Here is a 17,987-nt window from a genome sequence, read left to right as displayed (position 1 = left end):
CGGTAGAGTTTGGCCGCATTGCCGCGCAGAGTGCCAAACAGGTCATTTTCCAGCGGGTGCGCGATGCGGAGCGGGATCGCATCGTTTCTGACTATGCCTTCCGCAAGGGCGAAATCATCAGTGGGCTCGTCAAACGCATGGACAAAGGCAACGCGATCGTCGACATGGGACGTGCCGAAGCCATCCTGCCGCGCGATGAAATGATTCCGCGCGAGGCGATTCGCCCAGGTGACCGCATCCGTGCTTACCTGAAGGATGTGCGACGCGTACAAAAGGGGCCGCAGTTGTTCCTTTCCCGCACGGCGCCAGAGCTGTTGCTGAAGCTCTTTTCCCAGGAAGTGCCGGAGATTGCCAACGGTATGATCGATCTCATGGGCGCCGCCCGTGATCCCGGTTTGCGCGCCAAGATGGCCGTGCGTTCAAATGACCCCCGCGTTGACCCGGTCGGCGCCTGCGTGGGTATGCGCGGTAATCGGGTACAGACCGTGGTCAATGAGTTGCGCGGCGAGCGCGTCGACATCATCGTCTGGTCCTCTGATCCCGCCTCCTTTGTGATTAACGCCCTTTCTCCCGCCGAGGTTTCGAGCATCATCGTCGATGAAAACACCCACAGCATGGATGTTGTGGTGGATGAAGAGCAGCTATCACTGGCCATTGGCCGGGGTGGACAGAATGTTCGCTTGGCCAGTCAGCTCACCGGCTGGACCATCAACATTCTGACGCAGGAGGAGGCTCGTCAAAAGCGCGAGGAAGAGGACGCGCGATTCCAGGAAGAATTCATCTCTGAGCTGGGTATCGATACTGATCTGGCGCAACTGCTGGTCGAGGAGGGCTTTACCTCGCTGGAGGAAATTGCCTACGTGCCAGCGGCAGAAATGCTGGAAATCGAGGGGCTGGATGAGGAGCTGGTGACCGAGTTGCGGCGCCGTGCTCGCGATCGGCTGCTGAGCAAGGCGATTGCGCAGGAGGAGCAGGTTCGTCTGAGCGAACCGGCTGAAGACCTGTTGCAGTTGCCTGGGATGGACGAGGCCCTGGCGCACCAATTGGCCGCAAAGGGCATTGCCACGGCGGAAGACTTGGCGGAACTGGCGGTGGATGAGCTCGAGGAAATGGTGACGATCGACGTTGAGCGCGCCAAATCCCTGATCATGGCGGCGCGTGCACCTTGGTTTTCCTGAAGACGGAAAGGGTAAAGCCGGGTTATCGCGACAGCGAGTGGAGGGATAAGACAGTATGACGGTTACAGTTGCGGGTTTCGCGAAAGAACTTCAGTTGACCAGTGAGCGCCTTCTGGAGCAGTTCCAGGCGGCAGGCATTGCCAAAAAGACTGCGCAGGACAAGGTGACCGAGGAGGACAAGCAGAGACTGCTCGGCTTCTTACGTGGCTCAACGGAGAAGGCCTCCCTGCAACGGATTACTCTTAACCGCACGAGTACCAGCGAAATCAAACAAAACGTTGGAGCGGGCAAATCTCGGACGGTGCAGGTTGAAGTGCGGCGTAAGCGCACCTATGTGAAGCGGGAGGCTTTGCATCCTGAAGCGGCTGAGGAGAGCACCATCGAAACAGCGACGGCGCACGCGGAGACCCCGGTGGAGCAGCCGGCGCCAGTGGTCGAGGTGACGCCGGAGAAGGTTCAGGAGCTGCCCGTAGAGCCGGAAATCGCAATATCGGAAGCCGCGTCGGCAGACTCGGATGTAGAAGCTCTCGGGGAGCCTGCGGTGGAAGCGCCCACCACGATTCACACGGCCAAGTCGGAGCCGAGCGAACCGGCGCGTCGTCCGGAGAGCGCGAGGGACACCGCTCCTGGGCGACGTCGTCCGGTCGCCGAGAGAAGCGCTGCCTCCACGCGCGGCGCCGCGGGTGCTGCGCGTCCGCTGACGCCAGCTCCGGCACCCAGTGCAGCGCCTGCTGGCAAGAAGAAAGCAGGTCCTGGTCGGCGCGACGAGGATGATTGGCGTGGCAAGCGGGGTGGACGACGCGAGGAGCGCGGCTCCGATGTCGCCATGCGGCGCCGACGCAATGAGAAGAAGACGGGTTCGGCAGTAGCCAGTGATTTCAGTGCTGCGCCGGTGGTGCGGGAAGTGCCCATCCCGGAGACCATCACCGTTGGCGAGCTGGCCAGTCGCATGGCCGTCAAGGCCAGCGAGCTCATCAAGACGATGTTCAAAATGGGCGTAGTCGCGACCATCAATCAGGTGATCGATCAGGACACGGCCGCCATTGTTGTCGAGGAGATGGGGCACAAGGTGAAGATGGTAACCATTGCCAGTCCAGAAGCCCTATTGGAGGAAGATGCCTCTGCAGAAGAGGCGGTGATGGTTCGACGGCCGCCGGTCGTCACGGTCATGGGACACGTCGATCACGGTAAGACCTCGCTGCTCGATCGCATTCGCTCGACGCAGGTTGCGAGCGGGGAAGCGGGTGGCATTACCCAGCATATCGGTGCATATCATGTGCAGACGGATAAGGGCACCATCACCTTTCTCGATACGCCCGGCCATGAGGCTTTCACGGCGATGCGTGCGCGCGGTGCACAGGCAACGGACATCGTGGTCCTGGTCGTGGCGGCTGATGACGGCGTCAAGCCGCAGACCATCGAAGCGATCCACCACGCCAAGGCGGCAAATGTGCCGATGGTGGTGGCGGTGAACAAGATCGACAAACCCGGTGTGGATCCGGACCGGATCCGCCAAGAACTGGCGCAGCACGATGTGCTGCCCGAAGAGTGGGGCGGAGATACGCAGTTCGTCAATGTCTCGGCCAAGCAGGGAATCAATATCGATGCCCTGCTGGATGCCATTTTGTTGCAGGCGGAGCTTCTCGATCTGGAGGTACAGGGCAATGGTCCGGCCAAGGGCCTAGTCATTGAATCTCGCCTGGATCGTGGGCGCGGCGCGGTGGCTACCGTTCTTGTCCGCCAGGGAACTCTGCATGCCGGGGATATCGTGCTGGCCGGTGCGCAATATGGTCGCGTGCGCGCCTTGATTGATGACGGTGGAGCGCAGGTGGAGGAAATCGGGCCTGGCCTGCCGGCTGAGATTCTCGGCCTGAGTGATGTGCCGCAAGCGGGTGACGAGGTGCTCGTGATGAACGACGAGCGCAAGGCACGCGAGGTTGCACTCTTCCGCCAGGGCAAGTTCCGTGACGTGCGCCTGGCGAAGAGTGCCAAAGGCAGCCTGGAGAGTCTCTTCGAGGCCGCCAGTGAGGGTGAACTGCAGCAACTCAATCTGCTTATCAAAACCGATGTCCAGGGTTCTGCCGAGGCTCTGCGCAGCACCCTCGAGGGGCTCAGCACCAACGATGTCCGCGTGCAGATCATTCATTCCGCAGTTGGCGGCATCACCGAGTCCGATGTCAATCTGGCTCACGCCTCCGGCGCGGTCATCATTGGCTTCAACGTGCGTGCCGAGGCGCAGGCACGACGCCTGATCGAGCAGAGCGGCGTGGACGTGCGCTACCACAGCGTCATTTATGATGCGGTGGACGAGGTGAAAGCGGCGATGACCGGGATGCTGGCGCCGGAGATTCGCGAGCAGATCCTTGGCCATGCCGAGGTTCGCGAAACCTTCCGCGTGCCGCGCGTGGGCACCATCGCCGGTTGCATGGTGACGGATGGTATCGTCCGGCGAAATGCCAAGGTGCGGGTGATCCGCCAGGCGGTGGTGATCCACACTGGGGAAATGGATTCCCTGCGCCGCTTCAAGGATGACGCACGCGAGGTGCGCGAGGGTTTCGAATGTGGTATTGGGGTGCGCAATTTCAACGATATCAAGGTGGGCGACGTGATCGAGGCCTTTGAAACGATTGAAGTGGCGCGTACCCTCTAAAGGCGGCACGCATGAGCACCTCGCATCAGCGTAGCTATCCGCGCAGCGACCGCATTGCGCATCTCCTGCAGACGGAGATTGCTGCCCTGTTGCCCAGGCTACATCGCCTGGCGGGGATTGGTTTGTTGCCAAGCATCACCGAGTTGCGACTGGCGCCCGACCTGCGTCAGGCCACCGTGATGTTTTCGCTGATGGATGGGCCGGGGCGCGCGGCTCTGGTGCGCGAGCGCTTGCAGGAGGAAGCCGGCGAGATGCGCCAAATCCTCGGCAAAAAGCTGCATCTGCGCCGTATTCCGCCGCTGCACTTTGTCTACGACCCGCGTTTTGACCGTGATGCCGAGATGGCAGAACTCCTTGCGCATCTGCCGCCGGCACCGGCCGAGGACGAGCCATGAGCGTCTGCAGCGACGGTATTCTCCTGCTCGACAAGCCTGCGGGGGTCAGCTCCAACGCAGCGTTGCAGCGTGCTAAGCGGATCATGGGAATTCGCAAGGCCGGGCACACCGGCACCCTGGATCCTTTTGCAACCGGATTGCTCATCCTGCTATTTGGTCAGGCGACGAAAGTCTCTGACTATCTGCTCAATGCCGATAAGCGTTATCGGGCAACTTTGCGTTTGGGGCAAGAGACGAATACCGGGGATCGGGAAGGTGAGGTCGTGGCGAGTGGGCGCGTGGACTTTGATCAGGCGCAGCTGGATGCCGCCCTTTCCCGTTTTCGCGGACGAATCTCGCAGATCCCGCCCATGTTCTCTGCCATCAAGCGCGATGGTCAGCCCCTGTACCGCCTGGCGCGCAAAGGGGTGGAAGTCGAGCGGGAAGCACGTAGCGTCGAAATCTACTCCCTCGATTTGCTCTCTTGGGTGGGTGATGAATTGATCCTCGACATCCACTGCTCCAAGGGGACCTATGTGCGCAGTCTGGCACAGGATCTTGGGCGTCTGCTCGGTTGCGGTGCCCATATTCGTGAGTTGCGACGGATCAGTTCCGGCAGTTTTTCCTTGGATGCCGCTTACGATCTCGACCGCTTGGCGGCGGCACGAGAAAGCGGTCAGTGCCCGCTGCAGGCAATGGATCTGGCGCTGCAGGATTTGCCCGCGGTAATCCTGACGGAAAACACCGCATACTATGTTCGACAAGGCCAGGGGGTGGTGATTGCCCATGCCCCAGCTCCGGGCCGGATTCGCCTTTACGGACCGCAGGCACAGTTTTTGGGTCTGGGAGAGGTAATGGAGGACGGCAAGGTGGCGCCACGTCGCCTTATGGGCGTAAACTAGGACTATTTTCCAGATTGATTGCGTAGGAGAAGTACAAGATGTCCCTGACTCGTGAAGTGAAGTCCGACGTGGTGAAGGCCTATGCCACGCATCCCAGCGACACCGGTTCACCGGAAGTGCAAGTCGCCTTGTTGACCACCCGCATTGAAGGTCTATCTGAGCACTTCAAGGCGCACCACCACGATCACCATTCCCGCCAGGGTTTGTTGAAGATGGTCGGGCAGCGTCGCAAGCTGCTGGATTACCTCAAGAAGAATGACTACGAGCGCTATCGCTCTTTGATCGAACGTCTGGGTCTGCGTAAGTAATTCACCACCGTCGAGGAGAGTATCTTGAGCATCGTGCGGAAGGAAGTGCAATTTGGGGGCCGGACGCTGGTCCTGGAAACGGGACGGATGGCTCGCCAGGCCGATGGCGCGGTGTTGGTCAGCAGCGGCGACAGTGTGGTGCTAGTCACTGCGGTGGGTCGGCGCGACTCGAAGCCAGGGCAGGATTTCTTTCCGCTGACGGTGAATTATCAGGAAAAGACCTACGCTGCGGGGAAGATCCCCGGCGGCTTTTTCAAGCGGGAAGGACGTCCCTCGGAAAAGGAGACGCTGACCTCTCGCCTGATCGACCGTCCGATTCGGCCGCTGTTTCCCAAGCAATTCATGCACGAAGTGCAGGTGATTGCTACGGTGCTCTCGGTCGATGGGGAACAAGATCCCGACATTCTTGCCATGATCGGCAGCTCAGCGGCTCTGGCCATTTCCGGCATTCCCTTCGATGGTCCGATCGGCGCCGCACGCGTTGGCTACCGGGACGGTGAGTACCTGCTCAATCCGAGCTTTGCGGAATTGCAGAGTTCGGAGCTGGACTTGGTGGTGGCTGGCACGGAGTCGGCGGTGCTGATGGTGGAGTCCGAGGCCAAGGGTTTGTCCGAGAAGGTCATGCTCGAGGCGGTCATGTTTGGTCACGCCAGCTTCCAGCCGGTCATTGCGGTCATCAATGAGTTGGCAGCGGCGGCCGGTAAGGAGCGTTGGGATTGGCAGGCGCCCAGCAAGGACGCGGAGTTGCACGCCGCAGTGGTCGCCGAGTCGCGCGAGGCGCTGCAAGCGGCCTATCAGCTGATGGAAAAGCAGGCGCGCAGCAAGCGTCTGGAAGATATTCGCGCGGAGGCGGTTGTTTCCTTGGCCGCGGATGACGCCACCCGCGCCGATGCAGTGCGCGCAGCGCTCAAATCGATCGAGACCGAGATCGTCCGCGGTCGAGTTCTCGATGGCGCACCGCGTATCGATGGGCGCGATCGCTTCACCGTGCGTCCCATCAGCATCGAGGTCGGCGTGCTGCCCCGCACTCACGGTTCGGCACTTTTCACGCGAGGAGAGACCCAAGCCCTGGTTACGGCAACTCTCGGCACCAAGAGCGACGAGCAGATCGTCGACGCCCTGCACGGTGAAACCCGCGATCGTTTCCTCCTGCATTACAACTTTCCGCCATTCTCTACGGGTGAAACGGGCATGGTGGGTTCCCCCAAGCGGCGGGAAATTGGTCATGGACGTCTTGCCAAACGTGCCATCGCTGCCGTTCTGCCGCCAGAGTCGGAATTTCCCTACAGTCTGCGGGTGGTTTCGGAAATCTTGGAATCCAACGGCTCTTCGAGCATGGCATCGGTCTGTGGCGCCTCGCTGGCGCTGATGGATGCCGGTGTTCCCCTGCAGGCACCGGTGGCCGGTGTGGCCATGGGTTTGATCAAGGAAGGGGAGCGTTTTGCGGTCTTGACCGATATCCTGGGTGACGAAGATCATCTGGGAGACATGGATTTCAAGGTGGCTGGCACGGAAACCGGCGTGACGGCCTTGCAGATGGATATCAAGATCCAGGGCATTACCCGGGAGATCATGGCGCAAGCGCTGGAACAGGCCCGAGCCGGGCGTTTGCATATTCTTGGCTTGATGAAGAATGTGCTCGAACATGGGCGGGAAACCCTGTCCGAGCATGCACCGCGCATCATCAGCATCCGCATCAATCCGGATCGGATCCGCGACGTGATTGGGCCGGGTGGCAAGATCATTCGCGCGCTGACGGAAGAAACAGGGGCCACCGTCGATATCCAGGACGATGGTCTGGTGACCATCGCCTCCGTCGATGGGGCTTCGGGCGAAGAAGCCAAGCGGCGCATTCAGCTGCTCACTGCCGATGTCGAGGTCGGTGTGATCTATGATGGTAAGGTGGCGAAGATCATGGACTTCGGTGCCTTCGTGACCATACTGCCCGGGCGCGATGGTCTCTTGCATATCTCGCAGATCAGCGCCGAGCGCGTCAATGACGTGCACGACTACGTCAAAGAAGGACAAACCGTACGGGTCAAGGTCTTGGAGGTGGACCGCCAAGGCAAGATCAAGCTGAGCATGAAGGATATTCCCCAATCCTGAATCAGCAGCCCTTGTCGCAGCGACCTCCGCCGGAGGGTCGGGGGTTGATGGATGCCTCGCTTTCCCTGCAGCAACTGCCCAACGGCGTCCGCTTTCTGAGTGAGAGGGTGCCGGGTCGGCGGCAAGTAGCGATCTCCGTTACCGCCCTGCGCGGCAGCCGTCATCAGCAGTCGGGGGAAAACGGTTTTGCCCATCTCCTCGAGCATATGTTGTTCAAAGGAGCGAAGGGGCGTGATGCCTCTGCAATCAACCGCCTGGGCGAACGCCTGGGTGGTACGCTCAATGCCTTCACCGACCGGGAATCGGTTACCCTGCATCTGACGGTATTGGCAGAGGATCAGGAGGCTGGTCTCGATCTGCTTGCCGATCTGCTGCTGGAACCTCGCTTGGCGGCAGTGGACCTCGCCCTCGAGCGGACCGTGGTGGCGCAGGAAATTGCCATGGCGCAGGAGGATCTCGAGGATCATTTGCAGGAACTCGCGACCCAATCTTTTTGGGGAGAGGATCCGTTGGGCTGGCCGGTCTTGGGCAAGGCGAGTCTGGTGCGGAGAGTGAGCGCCCGGCGCTTGCGCGCCTTTCATCAGCACTATCTAGCCAGTGCTCCTATCCTGATCGTCGCGGTGGGCGCGGTAGAGGAAGACGCTCTTGCGCGACTGGTGGAGAGCCGTTTTGCTTACCTTCCAGCTCGCCCTCAGCACGTTGCCCCGGCGCTTCCCAGGGCGATTTTTGCAACGCGGCACCGACGCTCGGCGCACGCCCGTCAAGCCCATTTGTTGTGGATGGCACAGGCCAGCGCCTTCGCAGATCGAAGTCACCTGATGGAGCTTTTTGCCAATCACATACTGGGCGCGGGGATGGCTTCGCGTCTCTTCCAGGAGTTACGGGAGCGGCGCGGGCTCGCCTACCAGACCTATTCCCAGCTCGAGGCACTCAGCGATACCGCCGAGTGGACGCTCTACGCGGCGGTGCCGCCGGAGAAGCGTCGCGCCACCCAGGAAGCCATCGCGGGAATCCTCAGGGCTCTGATGCAGGATGGACCGAGCGCTGAGGAAATGGACTGGAGTCGCGCCGGCCTGCGTAAGCAATGGCTACTGGGTCAGGAGGATCTGGAAACGCGGATGGCGCGGCGAGTGCGCCAGCTTGCCCAGGGTGGGCGCTTGAAAAGCGAAGAAGAAATCCTCGACTCGCTACAACAGGTTTCCGCAATGCAGGTACAGGAAGTATTTGCGCGCGCCTGGGCACAGCGACTGGAATGGACGGTAGTTCCCGCCTGATTAGTGAAATCGATCTTTCCAGTGGCGTAAGGCGGCGAATACCTCCACTTCGGAGTCGTTCCGGGCGCCGTGCGCGCGTGCGGCGCGGATCACGTCAGCTTCCCGGCAACGGAGAAAGGGATTGCTCTGTCGTTCTTCTTGCAGCGTCGAGGGTAGACTTGGGCGATGTTGCGCGCGCAGCCGCGCTACCTGTTGTTTCCGTTCTTCGATCGCTGGGCGTTCCGGCTCGACCGCCGCTGCGAAGCGCAGGTTGCTCTCGGTATATTCGTGGGCGCAGCAGATCTGCGTACTGTCGGGCAGGGCGGCGAGCTTTTGCAGGCTCGCGTACATCATCTGCGGGTCGCCCTCAAAGATTCTTCCGCAGCCCGCCGCAAACAGGGTATCACCGCAAAAGACATAGTCCTGCCAGTGATAAGCGATGTGGTCTAAGGTATGCCCGGGCACTTCCAGCACCTGTACCGCCTCGCCATCGATCTCCAGTGAACCCTCGGCGACGGGGTGGCTGAGCTGGGGAATCCGCGCACCGTGGCCGAAGACCGGAATGTCATAATGTTCTACCAGGGCGCCTACGCCGCCGACATGATCGGCGTGGTGGTGGGTACAAAGGATGGCCGTGGGCCGGAGCTGCTGCGAGTCGAGGTAATTCAGCACCGGCTGGGCATCACCGGGGTCGACGATCCACAGCCCGTGAGCGGTAGCCACTAAATAGATGTAGTTGTCCTGAAAAGCGGGAATGAGGGTCAGCATATGGGCTCCGACTCTAGATCAAGGTAACATGCAGCCATGATCAAAACACAGCCCGTTCCTCATGCCTAGGGGGATCGTTCCTTCTTCCCTGCGACAACGACGGGCGGCGCGCTGGTGGACAGGCCGCAGCGGACGCTTGTTGTTGGAACGTGCCAGCCAGATTCTGCCGCCTTGGATCGAGCGTTTGCACGCCGATACGGTCCTGCAGTTGGGGCAGCCGGTCTACTGGAACCCCTTGGAGACGGACAGATCCTGGGTGTTGCTCAATGACGGCTTTGTTTGCGCTGCGGAAGGCTATCTCCAGGTCTACGGGCGCTGTGATGCCCTACCCTTCGCTGATCTGCGTTTTGATCTGGTGCTGGTGCCGTTTTGTCTGACCCGTATGCCCGATACCCGACGCATTCTCGAGGAGTGCTGGCGCGTGTTGCGTCCAGAAGGGCATATTCTGATCATGGATTTCAATCCTAGTGGGAGTCTGGGGATGCTGCGCCGCTGGCACCTCTGGCGTCGCGACCGTAGCTGGCCGTGGCGCGAACCCTTTTTGCCGTTGACGCAACTCCGTCGCTTGCTGGAGGAGATCGGTTTCGGCCTGCGCCAAGGACGCTATTTCCAGTATACCGTTCCGGGTTTGGGGCATGGCGCCCAATGGCTGGAGCTGGTCGGTGATCGCTGGTGGCCGGCGGGGGCCAATGCCTATATCCTGCTCGCGCAGAAGCGCGAGAATAGCCCCACTTTGGTGGGCCTCCTATCCATGCGCCAAAAGAAGCGCCGCCCCAAGCTGGCGACGGCAACGGCCAACCTGCAGCGTTTTGTGGGGTCTAACCGTGACTGAATCCACCCTGCGTCTGATTACCGATGGCGCTTGCCGCGGAAACCCGGGTCCCGGTGCCTGGGGCGCTTGGCTGCGCCAAGGCGGGCATGAGCGCGTCTTGTGGGGCTATGTGCCACAGACCACCAACAACCGCATGGAGTTGGCTGCCGCAGTGCAGGGATTGCAGGCACTGAAACGCCCGAGCCACATATTGGTACGTGCGGATTCGCAGTATCTGATCAAGGGCATGACCGAGTGGCTGGCGGGCTGGCAAAAGCGTGGTTGGCGCTCGGCGGGGGGCGCAGCGGTGAAGAATCAGGAACTCTGGCAGGCACTCGCGAGCTTGGCGCAGACCCACCAAATACGCTGGGAATGGGTGCGGGGTCATGCGGGTGACACGGAAAATGAGGCGGTCGACACCCTGATCAATCGGGTGCTCGATCGTTTCGCCGGAGCTACACAGGAAGCGAGTGGGGAGGGATGGCTATGAGGCAGATCGTATTGGACACGGAAACCACGGGCCTGGATCCTAGCAAGGGGCATCGGGTCATCGAGATCGGTGCTGTGGAGATCATCGACCGGCGACTGACGGGCAACAACTTTCACGTCTATCTCAATCCCGGGCGTTCCTGTGATCCCGATGCGGTGCGCATCCATGGATTGACCGACGAATTTTTACAGGACAAACCGCTCTTTGCCGATCTGGTGGAGGAGTTTCTAGCCTATCTCGGGAGCGATGAGCTGATCATCCACAATGCGCCTTTTGATATCGGCTTTTTGTCCGCCGAGTTGAGACTGCTGCAACGGGGGAAATTGCAGAATCCCGTCATCGATACGCTGGTGGAGGCGCGACGTCGATTCCCAGGTCAGAAAAATGATCTCGATACCCTTTGCCGACGCTACTCCGTCGACAACAGTCAGCGCAGCCTGCACGGTGCCCTGCTGGACTGTGAATTGTTGGCGGAGGTCTATCTGGCCATGAGCGGTGGTCAGGTGGATATGGGCCTGATGGATGCTGCGCCAGCCGACGCGACGGGCAAAACCGGGACCGCCGCTCGCCCCACGGTCCGCCCCCAAGGGCGGCTGCGAATCATCGCCGCCTCGCCCGAGGAAAGAGCAGCGCATGACGCCTATCTGGCTGCGATGGGTAACTCCCTGTGGGAGAAGATCTAGAGTTCTCTCACTGGCGTTCGATGAGCTCGATGCGGTAGCCGTCGGGATCTTCGACAAAGGCGATGACCGTCGTGCCGTGTTTCATCGGGCCGGCTTCGCGAACTACCCGACCGCCGCGGGCGCGGATTTGCGCGCAGGCAGCGGCGGCATCCTCTACCGCGATGGCGATGTGCCCAAAGGCATTGCCAAGCTCGTAGCTATCGACGCCCCAGTTGTAGGTGAGTTCGATGACGGCGCCGCGGTCTTCTTCTTCGTAACCGACAAAGGCGAGAGTGAATTTGCCCTCGGGATAATCTTTGCGACGCAGAACGCGCATCCCCAGCACCTCGGTGTAGAAGGCCAGAGAGCGGTCGAGATCGCCGACCCGTAACATGGTATGCAAAATGCGCATGGCGTCCTCCTAGCCTTGCAGGCGTTTTTCGATGCGCAGGCGCAGGGCGTTGAGCTTGATGAAGCCCTCGGCATCCTGCTGGTGATAGGCACCGGCATCGTCCTCGAAGGTGGCGATACGCGGATCGAAGAGGCTTTGTTCGGATTTGCGGCCGACAACGGTGCAGGTACCTTTATAGAGCTTGAGGCGCACCACGCCGGTAACCAGGCGCTGGGTCTGGTCGATGAGGGATTGCAGGGCGCGGCGCTCCGGACTCCACCAGTAGCCATTATAGATGATGCTGGCATAGCGCGGCATGAGATCGTCCTTGAGATGCGCGGCTTCGCGATCCAGGGTGATGGATTCGATGGCGCGGTGCGCACGGAGCAAGATGGTACCGCCGGGGGTTTCGTAGCAACCGCGAGACTTCATACCCACGTAGCGGTTCTCGACGATGTCGAGACGACCGATACCGTGTTCGCCGCCAATGGTGTTGAGGTGGGCGAGGAGGGCGGCAGGAGGCAGGGCCTCGCCATCGATGGCGATCGGGTCGCCGTGGGCAAACTGGATTTCGATGTAGCGCGGCTGATCCGGGGCCTTCTCTGGCGCCGTGGTCCAGCGCCACATGGATTCCTCGGCCTCGGCCCAGGGATCTTCCAGAATCCCGCCCTCGTAGGAGATGTGCAGCAGATTGGCGTCCATGGAATAGGGTGACTTCTTGCCATGCCGTTCGATGGGAATGCCATGTTGCTCTGCATAGGCCAGAAGCTTTTCCCGCGAGTTCAGATCCCACTCCCGCCATGGGGCGATCACGCGGATTTTGGGGTCGAGAGCGTACGCGCCGAGCTCGAAGCGCACCTGATCGTTGCCCTTGCCGGTGGCGCCGTGGGCGACGGCATCGGCGCCCACTTCTGCGGCGATCTCCACCATCCGCTTGGCGATCAGCGGGCGGGCGATGGAGGTACCTAGCAGATATTCTCCTTCGTAGATCGTGTTGGCGCGAAACATGGGAAAGACATAGTCACGTACGAATTCCTGCCGCAGATCATCAATGAAAATCTCTTTTGCACCGAGCCGGGTTGCTTTGGCACGCGCAGGCTCCAGCTCCTCGCCTTGGCCGATGTCGGCGGTGAATGTGACGACATCGCACTGGTATTGATCCTGCAGCCACTTGAGGATGACCGAAGTATCCAGTCCACCGGAATAAGCGAGTACGACTTTCTTTACCATATCAGACTCCTTGATCGGCCAGGGGCCCAAAGCCTGCCAAAAATTCCATCAGTGCTTTCTGCGCATGCAGGCGATTCTCCGCCTCCTCCCAGACCAGAGAGTACGGCGCATCGATGACCTCCGCCGTGACTTCCTCGCCACGATGCGCGGGCAGGCAGTGCATGAACACGGCTCCGCTCCGCGCCTGAGCGAAAAGCTCGGCATTGACCTGGAAGGGAGCGAAGAGGGCACGCCGCTCGGCATTTTCGGCCTCCTGCCCCATACTGGTCCAGACGTCGGTAACGACCAGATCCACCCCGGCGACGGCAGCGTGCGGGTCGCAGAAAATTTGTGTATGACTGCCATTTTCCCGCTCCGCATCGGCACTGGGCTGGAAACCCGCGGGTGCCGCAATCCGCAATTCGAAGTCGAGAAGTTGCGCCGCTTCCATCCACGAGCGTGCCATGTTGTTGGCACCATCGCCGATGAAGGCGACCTTCCGTCCCGACAATCCGCCCCAGAGCTCCTGTGCCGTCATCAGGTCGGCGAGGAGCTGGCAGGGATGATGGTCGTCCGACAAGCCGTTGATGACCGGCACCCGGCTGGCGCTGGCGAAGGTTTCGAGGCCGGCGTGAGAGAAGGTGCGGATCATGATCAGATCGACCATGCGCGACAGTACCCGAGCGGTGTCTTCGATGCTCTCGCCGCGCCCCAGTTGCGTGTCGCGCGGCGAGAGGAACAGGGCATGTCCGCCCAACTGTGCCATGCCGGCTTCAAAGGAAACCCGGGTACGGGTGGAGGATTTCTCAAAGATCATGGCCAGGGTGCGCTGGGCGAAGGGGGTGTAGTGCTCGCCGGCGCGCAGCATGCGCTTGAGCTTGATGGCGCGCGTGAGCAGGCCCTGGAGTTCCGTACGTGAGAGGTCCTGCAAGCGCAGAAAATGACGCACTGGTTTCATGCTTCCTCCTGCAGGAGCTTGGCCAGGGTATCGACCAGCAGATCGATCTCGGCAGGCCCGAAGATGAGGGGCGGCAGCAGGCGGATCACCCGTCCGGCCGTTACATTGAGCAGGACGCCGGCGTCCAGGGCGCGGCGCACGAAATCCTTTGGCTCCTGGCGCAGGACGACGCCCACCATCAGACCAAGGCCACGCACTTCCTCTACCGCCGGGTGTCCGCGGAAACGCTCGCGCAGCCGGCCTTGCAGGAGCTCCCCCACGGCGGCGGCATGGGCCGGAATATCCTCGGCTTCCATGGTCCGTAACACGGCGCGGGCGGCGGCGCAGACCAGGGGGCCGCCGCCGAAGGTACTGCCGTGTTTACCTGGACCGAAGAGATCGGCGGCGGCTTGGCGGGCGACGATGGCGCCAATGGGGACGCCATTACCCAAGCCTTTGGCTAGACAAAGCACGTCCGGCAGTAGGCCTTCCTCATGCTGAAACGCAAAATAGCGCCCGGTGCGGCCAATGCCGGTCTGTACCTCATCGCAGAGCAGGAGCGCCTGGTGTTCATCGCAGAGCTCACGCAGTCCGCGCAAAAATCCAGCCGGGGCAGGGCGTACTCCGCCCTCGCCCTGTACCGGTTCGGCAAGTACGGCGGCAATATCCGGATCGGCGCTGAGCATGCCCCGTACCGTCGCTAGATCGCCGTAGGGGGCGCGTACGAAACCTGCCACCAACGGGGCAAAGCCCTCCTGAATCTTGCGATTGCCGGTGGCGGTGAGCGCTGCCAAAGTGCGGCCGTGGAAGGACTGGGTAAAGACCAGGATCTTGGGTTCGGCAATGCCGCGCGCATGGCCATGCAGGCGGGCGAGCTTGATGGCCGCCTCGTTGGCCTCGGCGCCACTGTTGCAAAACAGCACCGCATCAAGGCCACTCAAACGGCACAGGTCGTCGCTCAGAGCCGCCTGTTCGGGGATCTGGTACAGATTGGAGGTGTGCAGGAGTTTGCCGGCTTGCTCCTGCAAGGCAGCGGTTACCGCCGGATGGCTATGACCCAGGCCGCAGACGGCGATCCCCGCTAGGGCATCGAGGTATTTACGTCCGCTTTCGTCGTAGAGCCACACCCCCTCGCCGCGCACGAAGGCGACGGGCAGGCGCGTGTAGTTGTTCATCAATGCCATCAGGGTGCCGCCTTTTCCAGACCGAATGCGCTGTGCAAGGCGCGCACGGCGAGCTCCAGATATTTTTCGGCGATGACCACCGAGATCTTGATTTCCGAGGTGGAAATCATCTGGATATTGATGTTTTCCTGGGCTAGGGCGGCGAACATGCTGGCGGCGATGCCGGCGTGGGAGCGCATGCCCACCCCCACCGCCGATACCTTGACGATGCCGGTATCGCCGCGCACGTCTTCCGCCCCCAGTTCGTTGGCGACGCCACGCAGAATACCCATAGCGCGTTCGAAGTCGTTGCGCTCGACGGTAAAGGTGAAGTCGGTCTTGCCGTCCTCGGAGATGTTTTGCAGGATGACATCGACGTTGATGTTGGCCGCCGAGATCGGGCCGAGGATGGCGGAGGCGATGCCTGGACGATCGGGAACGGCGACGACGGTGATCTTGGCCTCATTGCGGGAGAAGGCGATACCCGATACGCGGGGGGCTTCCATACAGTTTTCCTCACTGGTAACAAGGGTGCCGGGACCATCTGCAAACGAAGAAAGGACGCGCACTGGCACCTGGTAATTCATGGCAAACTCCACCGAACGGGTCTGCAGGACCTTGGCACCCAGACTCGCCATTTCCAGCATTTCCTCGTAGGTGATCCGGTCCAGGCGACGGGCCTTGCCTTCCACCCGTGGATCGGTGGTGTAGATGCCATCGACGTCGGTGTAGATGGCGCATTCATCGGCCTGCAATGCCGCTGCCAAGGCCACGGCGGTGGTATCCGAACCGCCCCGCCCGAGGGTGGTGATGTCACCCTGCGGATTGACGCCTTGAAACCCGGCGACGATCACCACTTGCCCGGCGGCCAAAGCTGCCCGCAGACGTGCACCGTCGATGCGTTCAATGCGTGCCTTGTTGTGTGCGCTATCGGTCTCGATGGGTACCTGCGCGCCAGTGAGAGACAGGGCCGCTTGTCCCTTGCTGTGCAGGGCCATCGCCAGCAGCGCGATGGTAACCTGCTCGCCCGTACTGAGCAGGGTATCGAGCTCGCGAGGGTGCGGCTGAGAATCGATCTCGTGCGCGAGCCTGAGCAGGCGGTCGGTCTCGCCAGACATGGCCGACACGACCACCACCACCTCGTGCCCCGCGGCCCGAGTCGCCAATACCCGATCTGCTACTGCCTGAATCCGTTCGATGTTGCCGACGGAAGTGCCGCCGAATTTCTGTACGATGAGCGCCATAATCTAAGGAATGCCGTCAAAGGCCGAATGATAAAGGCAGATGCCCGAGCTGTATAGGGTGACGCGTCTGGTGGAATCCCAGGCAGTCGGGCGATATTGGGTAGGCCAGAGGAGAGAATTGCCTGCACAACAGAACGCAGGGGCTTCGTGTCCCCGAAATCGCTGCCGTTGCAGAATCCGTCCAGTGTGCGGTCTCGTAGGCTAGAAGTTGCGCACGGGTTCTGGAGTCTAGCGCGGTGGATAGTGCCAAAGCGCACACTCGCCCGTTGCCGAGCAGCGCAGCAAGGTGGCACCCGTCGTCTGCCAGTCGCTGAGCACAAAGCGATGCGCGTTAAGAGCTGGAAGATCTTCATCGATGGCTTGGTGGGTGTGACCGTGAACGAGGATACGATAGGGCGCAGAAGAGCTGGCAAAGACGCCCTCTCCCCGGATCGCCATGGCGATGCCATTGTCTGTCGCCTGCATCATGGTGAACGTCTTTTTCTGCAACTCCTTTTGGCTGCTGCGTCGTAAACGACGGCCGATTCCCAGCAGGACGGAATAGGGCAGGGTACGCAAGAGGCGGAGCAGTAGAGGGTTGCGGATGATCCGGCGAAAGCGCAGATAGCGGTGGTCCTGGGTGCAGAGTAGGTCTCCGTGGGTCAGGACGATCCCGCCCGGAAGCAGGGTCGGATCGGGTAACGCTGCAATCCCGAACTCCGCTAGGACCGAGGGAGCCAGGGCAAAGTCGCGATTGCCAGGCATCAACCAGACGCGAATACCCTCCGCCCGCACCGCTTGCAGGGCCCGCAGCACGCAGTTCTGCGGTTCTTCCTGCGCCTGCGCGCGGTGCACCCAGAAGTCGAAGAGGTCGCCCAGAATGCAGAGATCACTGACGCCCGCCGGAATCTCCTGACAAAAGCGCAAGAAGCGTTCGGTCAGCTCCGGTCGCTGTGGGCCGAGGTGCAGGTCGGAGAGGCAGAAGAGGTCCCCCTGCCGCTGCGCGAGGGCGGCTGGCGCCAGGTGCACGGATCAGGCGATACGTTCGGCCTTTTCGATCACCACGGCTTCCTTCGGGACATCCTGGTGCATGCCATGGTTGCCAGTGGCCACCTTGGCAATCGCGTCGACCACCTCCATCCCGGAAGTGACCTTGCCGAAGACCGCGTAGCCCCAGCCGCTGCCCGAGGCAGAGCGGAAATTGAGGAAATCGTTGTCCACCAGGTTGATGAAGAACTGCGCTGTAGCGGAGTGCGGATCGTTGGTGCGCGCCATGGCCAGGGTGCCACGCTCATTCTTCAGGCCGTTGTCCGCCTCATTCTTGATCGAGTCGTGGGTGTTTTTCTGCTGCATTTTCTCGTTGAAACCACCGCCCTGTATCATGAAACCCGGTATCACCCGATGGAAGATGGTTCCGTCAAAGAAACCTTCGTCGACATATTGCAGGAAGTTGGCGACGGTTTTGGGGGCCTTGGCGTCATCCAGTTCGATCTGAATGTCGCCGTGATTGGTGCGCAGTACCACTTGTTCCATGACGGACTCCTGTCTGTGAGAAAATTTTG

18 protein-coding genes (1 of these 18 cut by a window edge) are annotated in these 17,987 nt (G+C 61.2%); 10 read left to right on the top strand and 8 right to left on the bottom strand.

Annotated elements, in window-relative coordinates:
- The 7 genes in view from nusA to ORD17_RS01720 are tightly spaced (at most 55 nt apart) and all read left to right on the top strand, a layout consistent with a single transcriptional unit that may run on beyond the window.
- Nucleotides 1-1,178, top strand: the 3' portion of a protein-coding gene (gene nusA / locus ORD17_RS01750) for a transcription termination factor NusA (RefSeq protein ID WP_308389206.1). Its footprint begins 304 nt before the window's first position; the window shows 1,178 of its 1,482 coding nt (coding positions 305-1,482); the start codon falls outside the window, past its left edge; its stop codon occupies nt 1,176-1,178.
- Nucleotides 1,179-1,233: 55 nt separating this feature from the next.
- The gene (infB, locus tag ORD17_RS01745) at nt 1,234-3,828 is read left to right on the top strand and encodes a translation initiation factor IF-2 (protein WP_308389205.1); all 2,595 of its coding nucleotides are present in this window, start codon (nt 1,234-1,236) and stop codon (nt 3,826-3,828) included.
- 11 nt (nt 3,829-3,839) lie between these two features.
- Nucleotides 3,840-4,223, top strand: coding sequence for a ribosome-binding factor A (locus ORD17_RS01740; RefSeq protein ID WP_308389204.1), 384 nt, complete (start codon nt 3,840-3,842; stop codon nt 4,221-4,223).
- Nucleotides 4,220-5,104 (top strand): tRNA pseudouridine(55) synthase TruB, encoded by an 885-nt coding sequence (gene truB, locus ORD17_RS01735; protein WP_308389203.1) that lies wholly within the window; start codon nt 4,220-4,222, stop codon nt 5,102-5,104. Before ORD17_RS01740 ends, truB begins: the two co-directional genes overlap by 4 nt.
- 38 nt (nt 5,105-5,142) lie before the next feature.
- Nucleotides 5,143-5,412 carry a 30S ribosomal protein S15 gene (gene rpsO / locus ORD17_RS01730; protein WP_215872433.1) on the top strand — a complete coding sequence of 90 codons (270 nt, stop codon included), beginning with the start codon at nt 5,143-5,145 and terminating at the stop codon, nt 5,410-5,412.
- A 24-nt stretch (nt 5,413-5,436) separates the two neighbouring features.
- On the top strand, nt 5,437-7,518 hold the full coding sequence (gene pnp, locus ORD17_RS01725; protein ID WP_308389202.1) for a polyribonucleotide nucleotidyltransferase: 2,082 nt from the start codon (nt 5,437-5,439) through the stop codon (nt 7,516-7,518).
- An 11-nt stretch (nt 7,519-7,529) separates the two neighbouring features.
- Nucleotides 7,530-8,792: a pitrilysin family protein gene (locus ORD17_RS01720; protein WP_308389201.1), complete on the top strand. Its 1,263-nt coding sequence runs from the start codon at nt 7,530-7,532 to the stop codon at nt 8,790-8,792.
- Here ORD17_RS01720 and gloB read toward each other — a convergent pair whose 3' ends face one another.
- Nucleotides 8,793-9,539, bottom strand: a complete 747-nt coding sequence (gene gloB, locus ORD17_RS01715; RefSeq protein WP_308389200.1) for a hydroxyacylglutathione hydrolase — start codon at nt 9,537-9,539, stop codon at nt 8,793-8,795.
- Nucleotides 9,540-9,600: 61 nt separating this feature from the next.
- Between gloB and ORD17_RS01710 the strand changes: the two genes are divergently transcribed.
- From ORD17_RS01710 to dnaQ, 3 genes are read left to right on the top strand one after another with little or no spacing between them, the layout of a single operon-like run.
- The gene (locus tag ORD17_RS01710) at nt 9,601-10,371 is read left to right on the top strand and encodes a methyltransferase domain-containing protein (RefSeq protein WP_308389199.1); all 771 of its coding nucleotides are present in this window, start codon (nt 9,601-9,603) and stop codon (nt 10,369-10,371) included.
- Nucleotides 10,364-10,840 (top strand): ribonuclease HI, encoded by a 477-nt coding sequence (rnhA, locus tag ORD17_RS01705; protein ID WP_308389198.1) that lies wholly within the window; start codon nt 10,364-10,366, stop codon nt 10,838-10,840. The genes ORD17_RS01710 and rnhA overlap by 8 nt, the downstream gene beginning before the upstream one ends.
- Nucleotides 10,837-11,523 (top strand): DNA polymerase III subunit epsilon, encoded by a 687-nt coding sequence (gene dnaQ, locus ORD17_RS01700; RefSeq protein ID WP_308389197.1) that lies wholly within the window; start codon nt 10,837-10,839, stop codon nt 11,521-11,523. Before rnhA ends, dnaQ begins: the two co-directional genes overlap by 4 nt.
- Before the next feature lie 7 nt (nt 11,524-11,530).
- Here the strand turns inward: dnaQ and gloA are convergent, their stop codons facing one another.
- The 7 genes from gloA to ORD17_RS01665 all read right to left on the bottom strand — a co-directional run bounded on the left by gloA (nt 11,531) and on the right by ORD17_RS01665 (nt 17,958).
- Entirely contained in the window at nt 11,531-11,914 is a 384-nt protein-coding gene (gloA, locus tag ORD17_RS01695) for a lactoylglutathione lyase (RefSeq protein WP_308389196.1), read from the bottom strand.
- A 9-nt stretch (nt 11,915-11,923) separates the two neighbouring features.
- On the bottom strand, nt 11,924-13,123 hold the full coding sequence (locus ORD17_RS01690) for an argininosuccinate synthase (protein ID WP_308389195.1): 1,200 nt from the start codon (nt 13,121-13,123) through the stop codon (nt 11,924-11,926).
- 1 nt (nt 13,124) lies between these two features.
- On the bottom strand, nt 13,125-14,060 hold the full coding sequence (argF, locus tag ORD17_RS01685; RefSeq protein ID WP_308389194.1) for an ornithine carbamoyltransferase: 936 nt from the start codon (nt 14,058-14,060) through the stop codon (nt 13,125-13,127).
- The gene (locus ORD17_RS01680; RefSeq protein WP_308389193.1) at nt 14,057-15,223 is read right to left on the bottom strand and encodes an aspartate aminotransferase family protein; all 1,167 of its coding nucleotides are present in this window, start codon (nt 15,221-15,223) and stop codon (nt 14,057-14,059) included. Before ORD17_RS01680 ends, argF begins: the two co-directional genes overlap by 4 nt.
- Nucleotides 15,223-16,446 carry an aspartate kinase gene (locus ORD17_RS01675; RefSeq protein ID WP_308389192.1) on the bottom strand — a complete coding sequence of 408 codons (1,224 nt, stop codon included), beginning with the start codon at nt 16,444-16,446 and terminating at the stop codon, nt 15,223-15,225. Before ORD17_RS01675 ends, ORD17_RS01680 begins: the two co-directional genes overlap by 1 nt.
- Before the next feature lie 228 nt (nt 16,447-16,674).
- Entirely contained in the window at nt 16,675-17,454 is a 780-nt protein-coding gene (locus tag ORD17_RS01670; RefSeq protein WP_308389191.1) for a UDP-2,3-diacylglucosamine diphosphatase, read from the bottom strand.
- Between the two features lie 3 nt (nt 17,455-17,457).
- Nucleotides 17,458-17,958 carry a peptidylprolyl isomerase gene (locus ORD17_RS01665; RefSeq protein ID WP_308389190.1) on the bottom strand — a complete coding sequence of 167 codons (501 nt, stop codon included), beginning with the start codon at nt 17,956-17,958 and terminating at the stop codon, nt 17,458-17,460.
- Nucleotides 17,959-17,987 lie beyond the last annotated feature (29 nt).

The organism is Acidithiobacillus sp. AMEEHan, assembly GCF_030996345.1.
Lineage (GTDB): Bacteria > Pseudomonadota > Gammaproteobacteria > Acidithiobacillales > Acidithiobacillaceae > Igneacidithiobacillus.
Note: the sequence above shows the minus strand (reverse complement) of the source record. Positions and strands in the feature narration are given on the sequence as shown.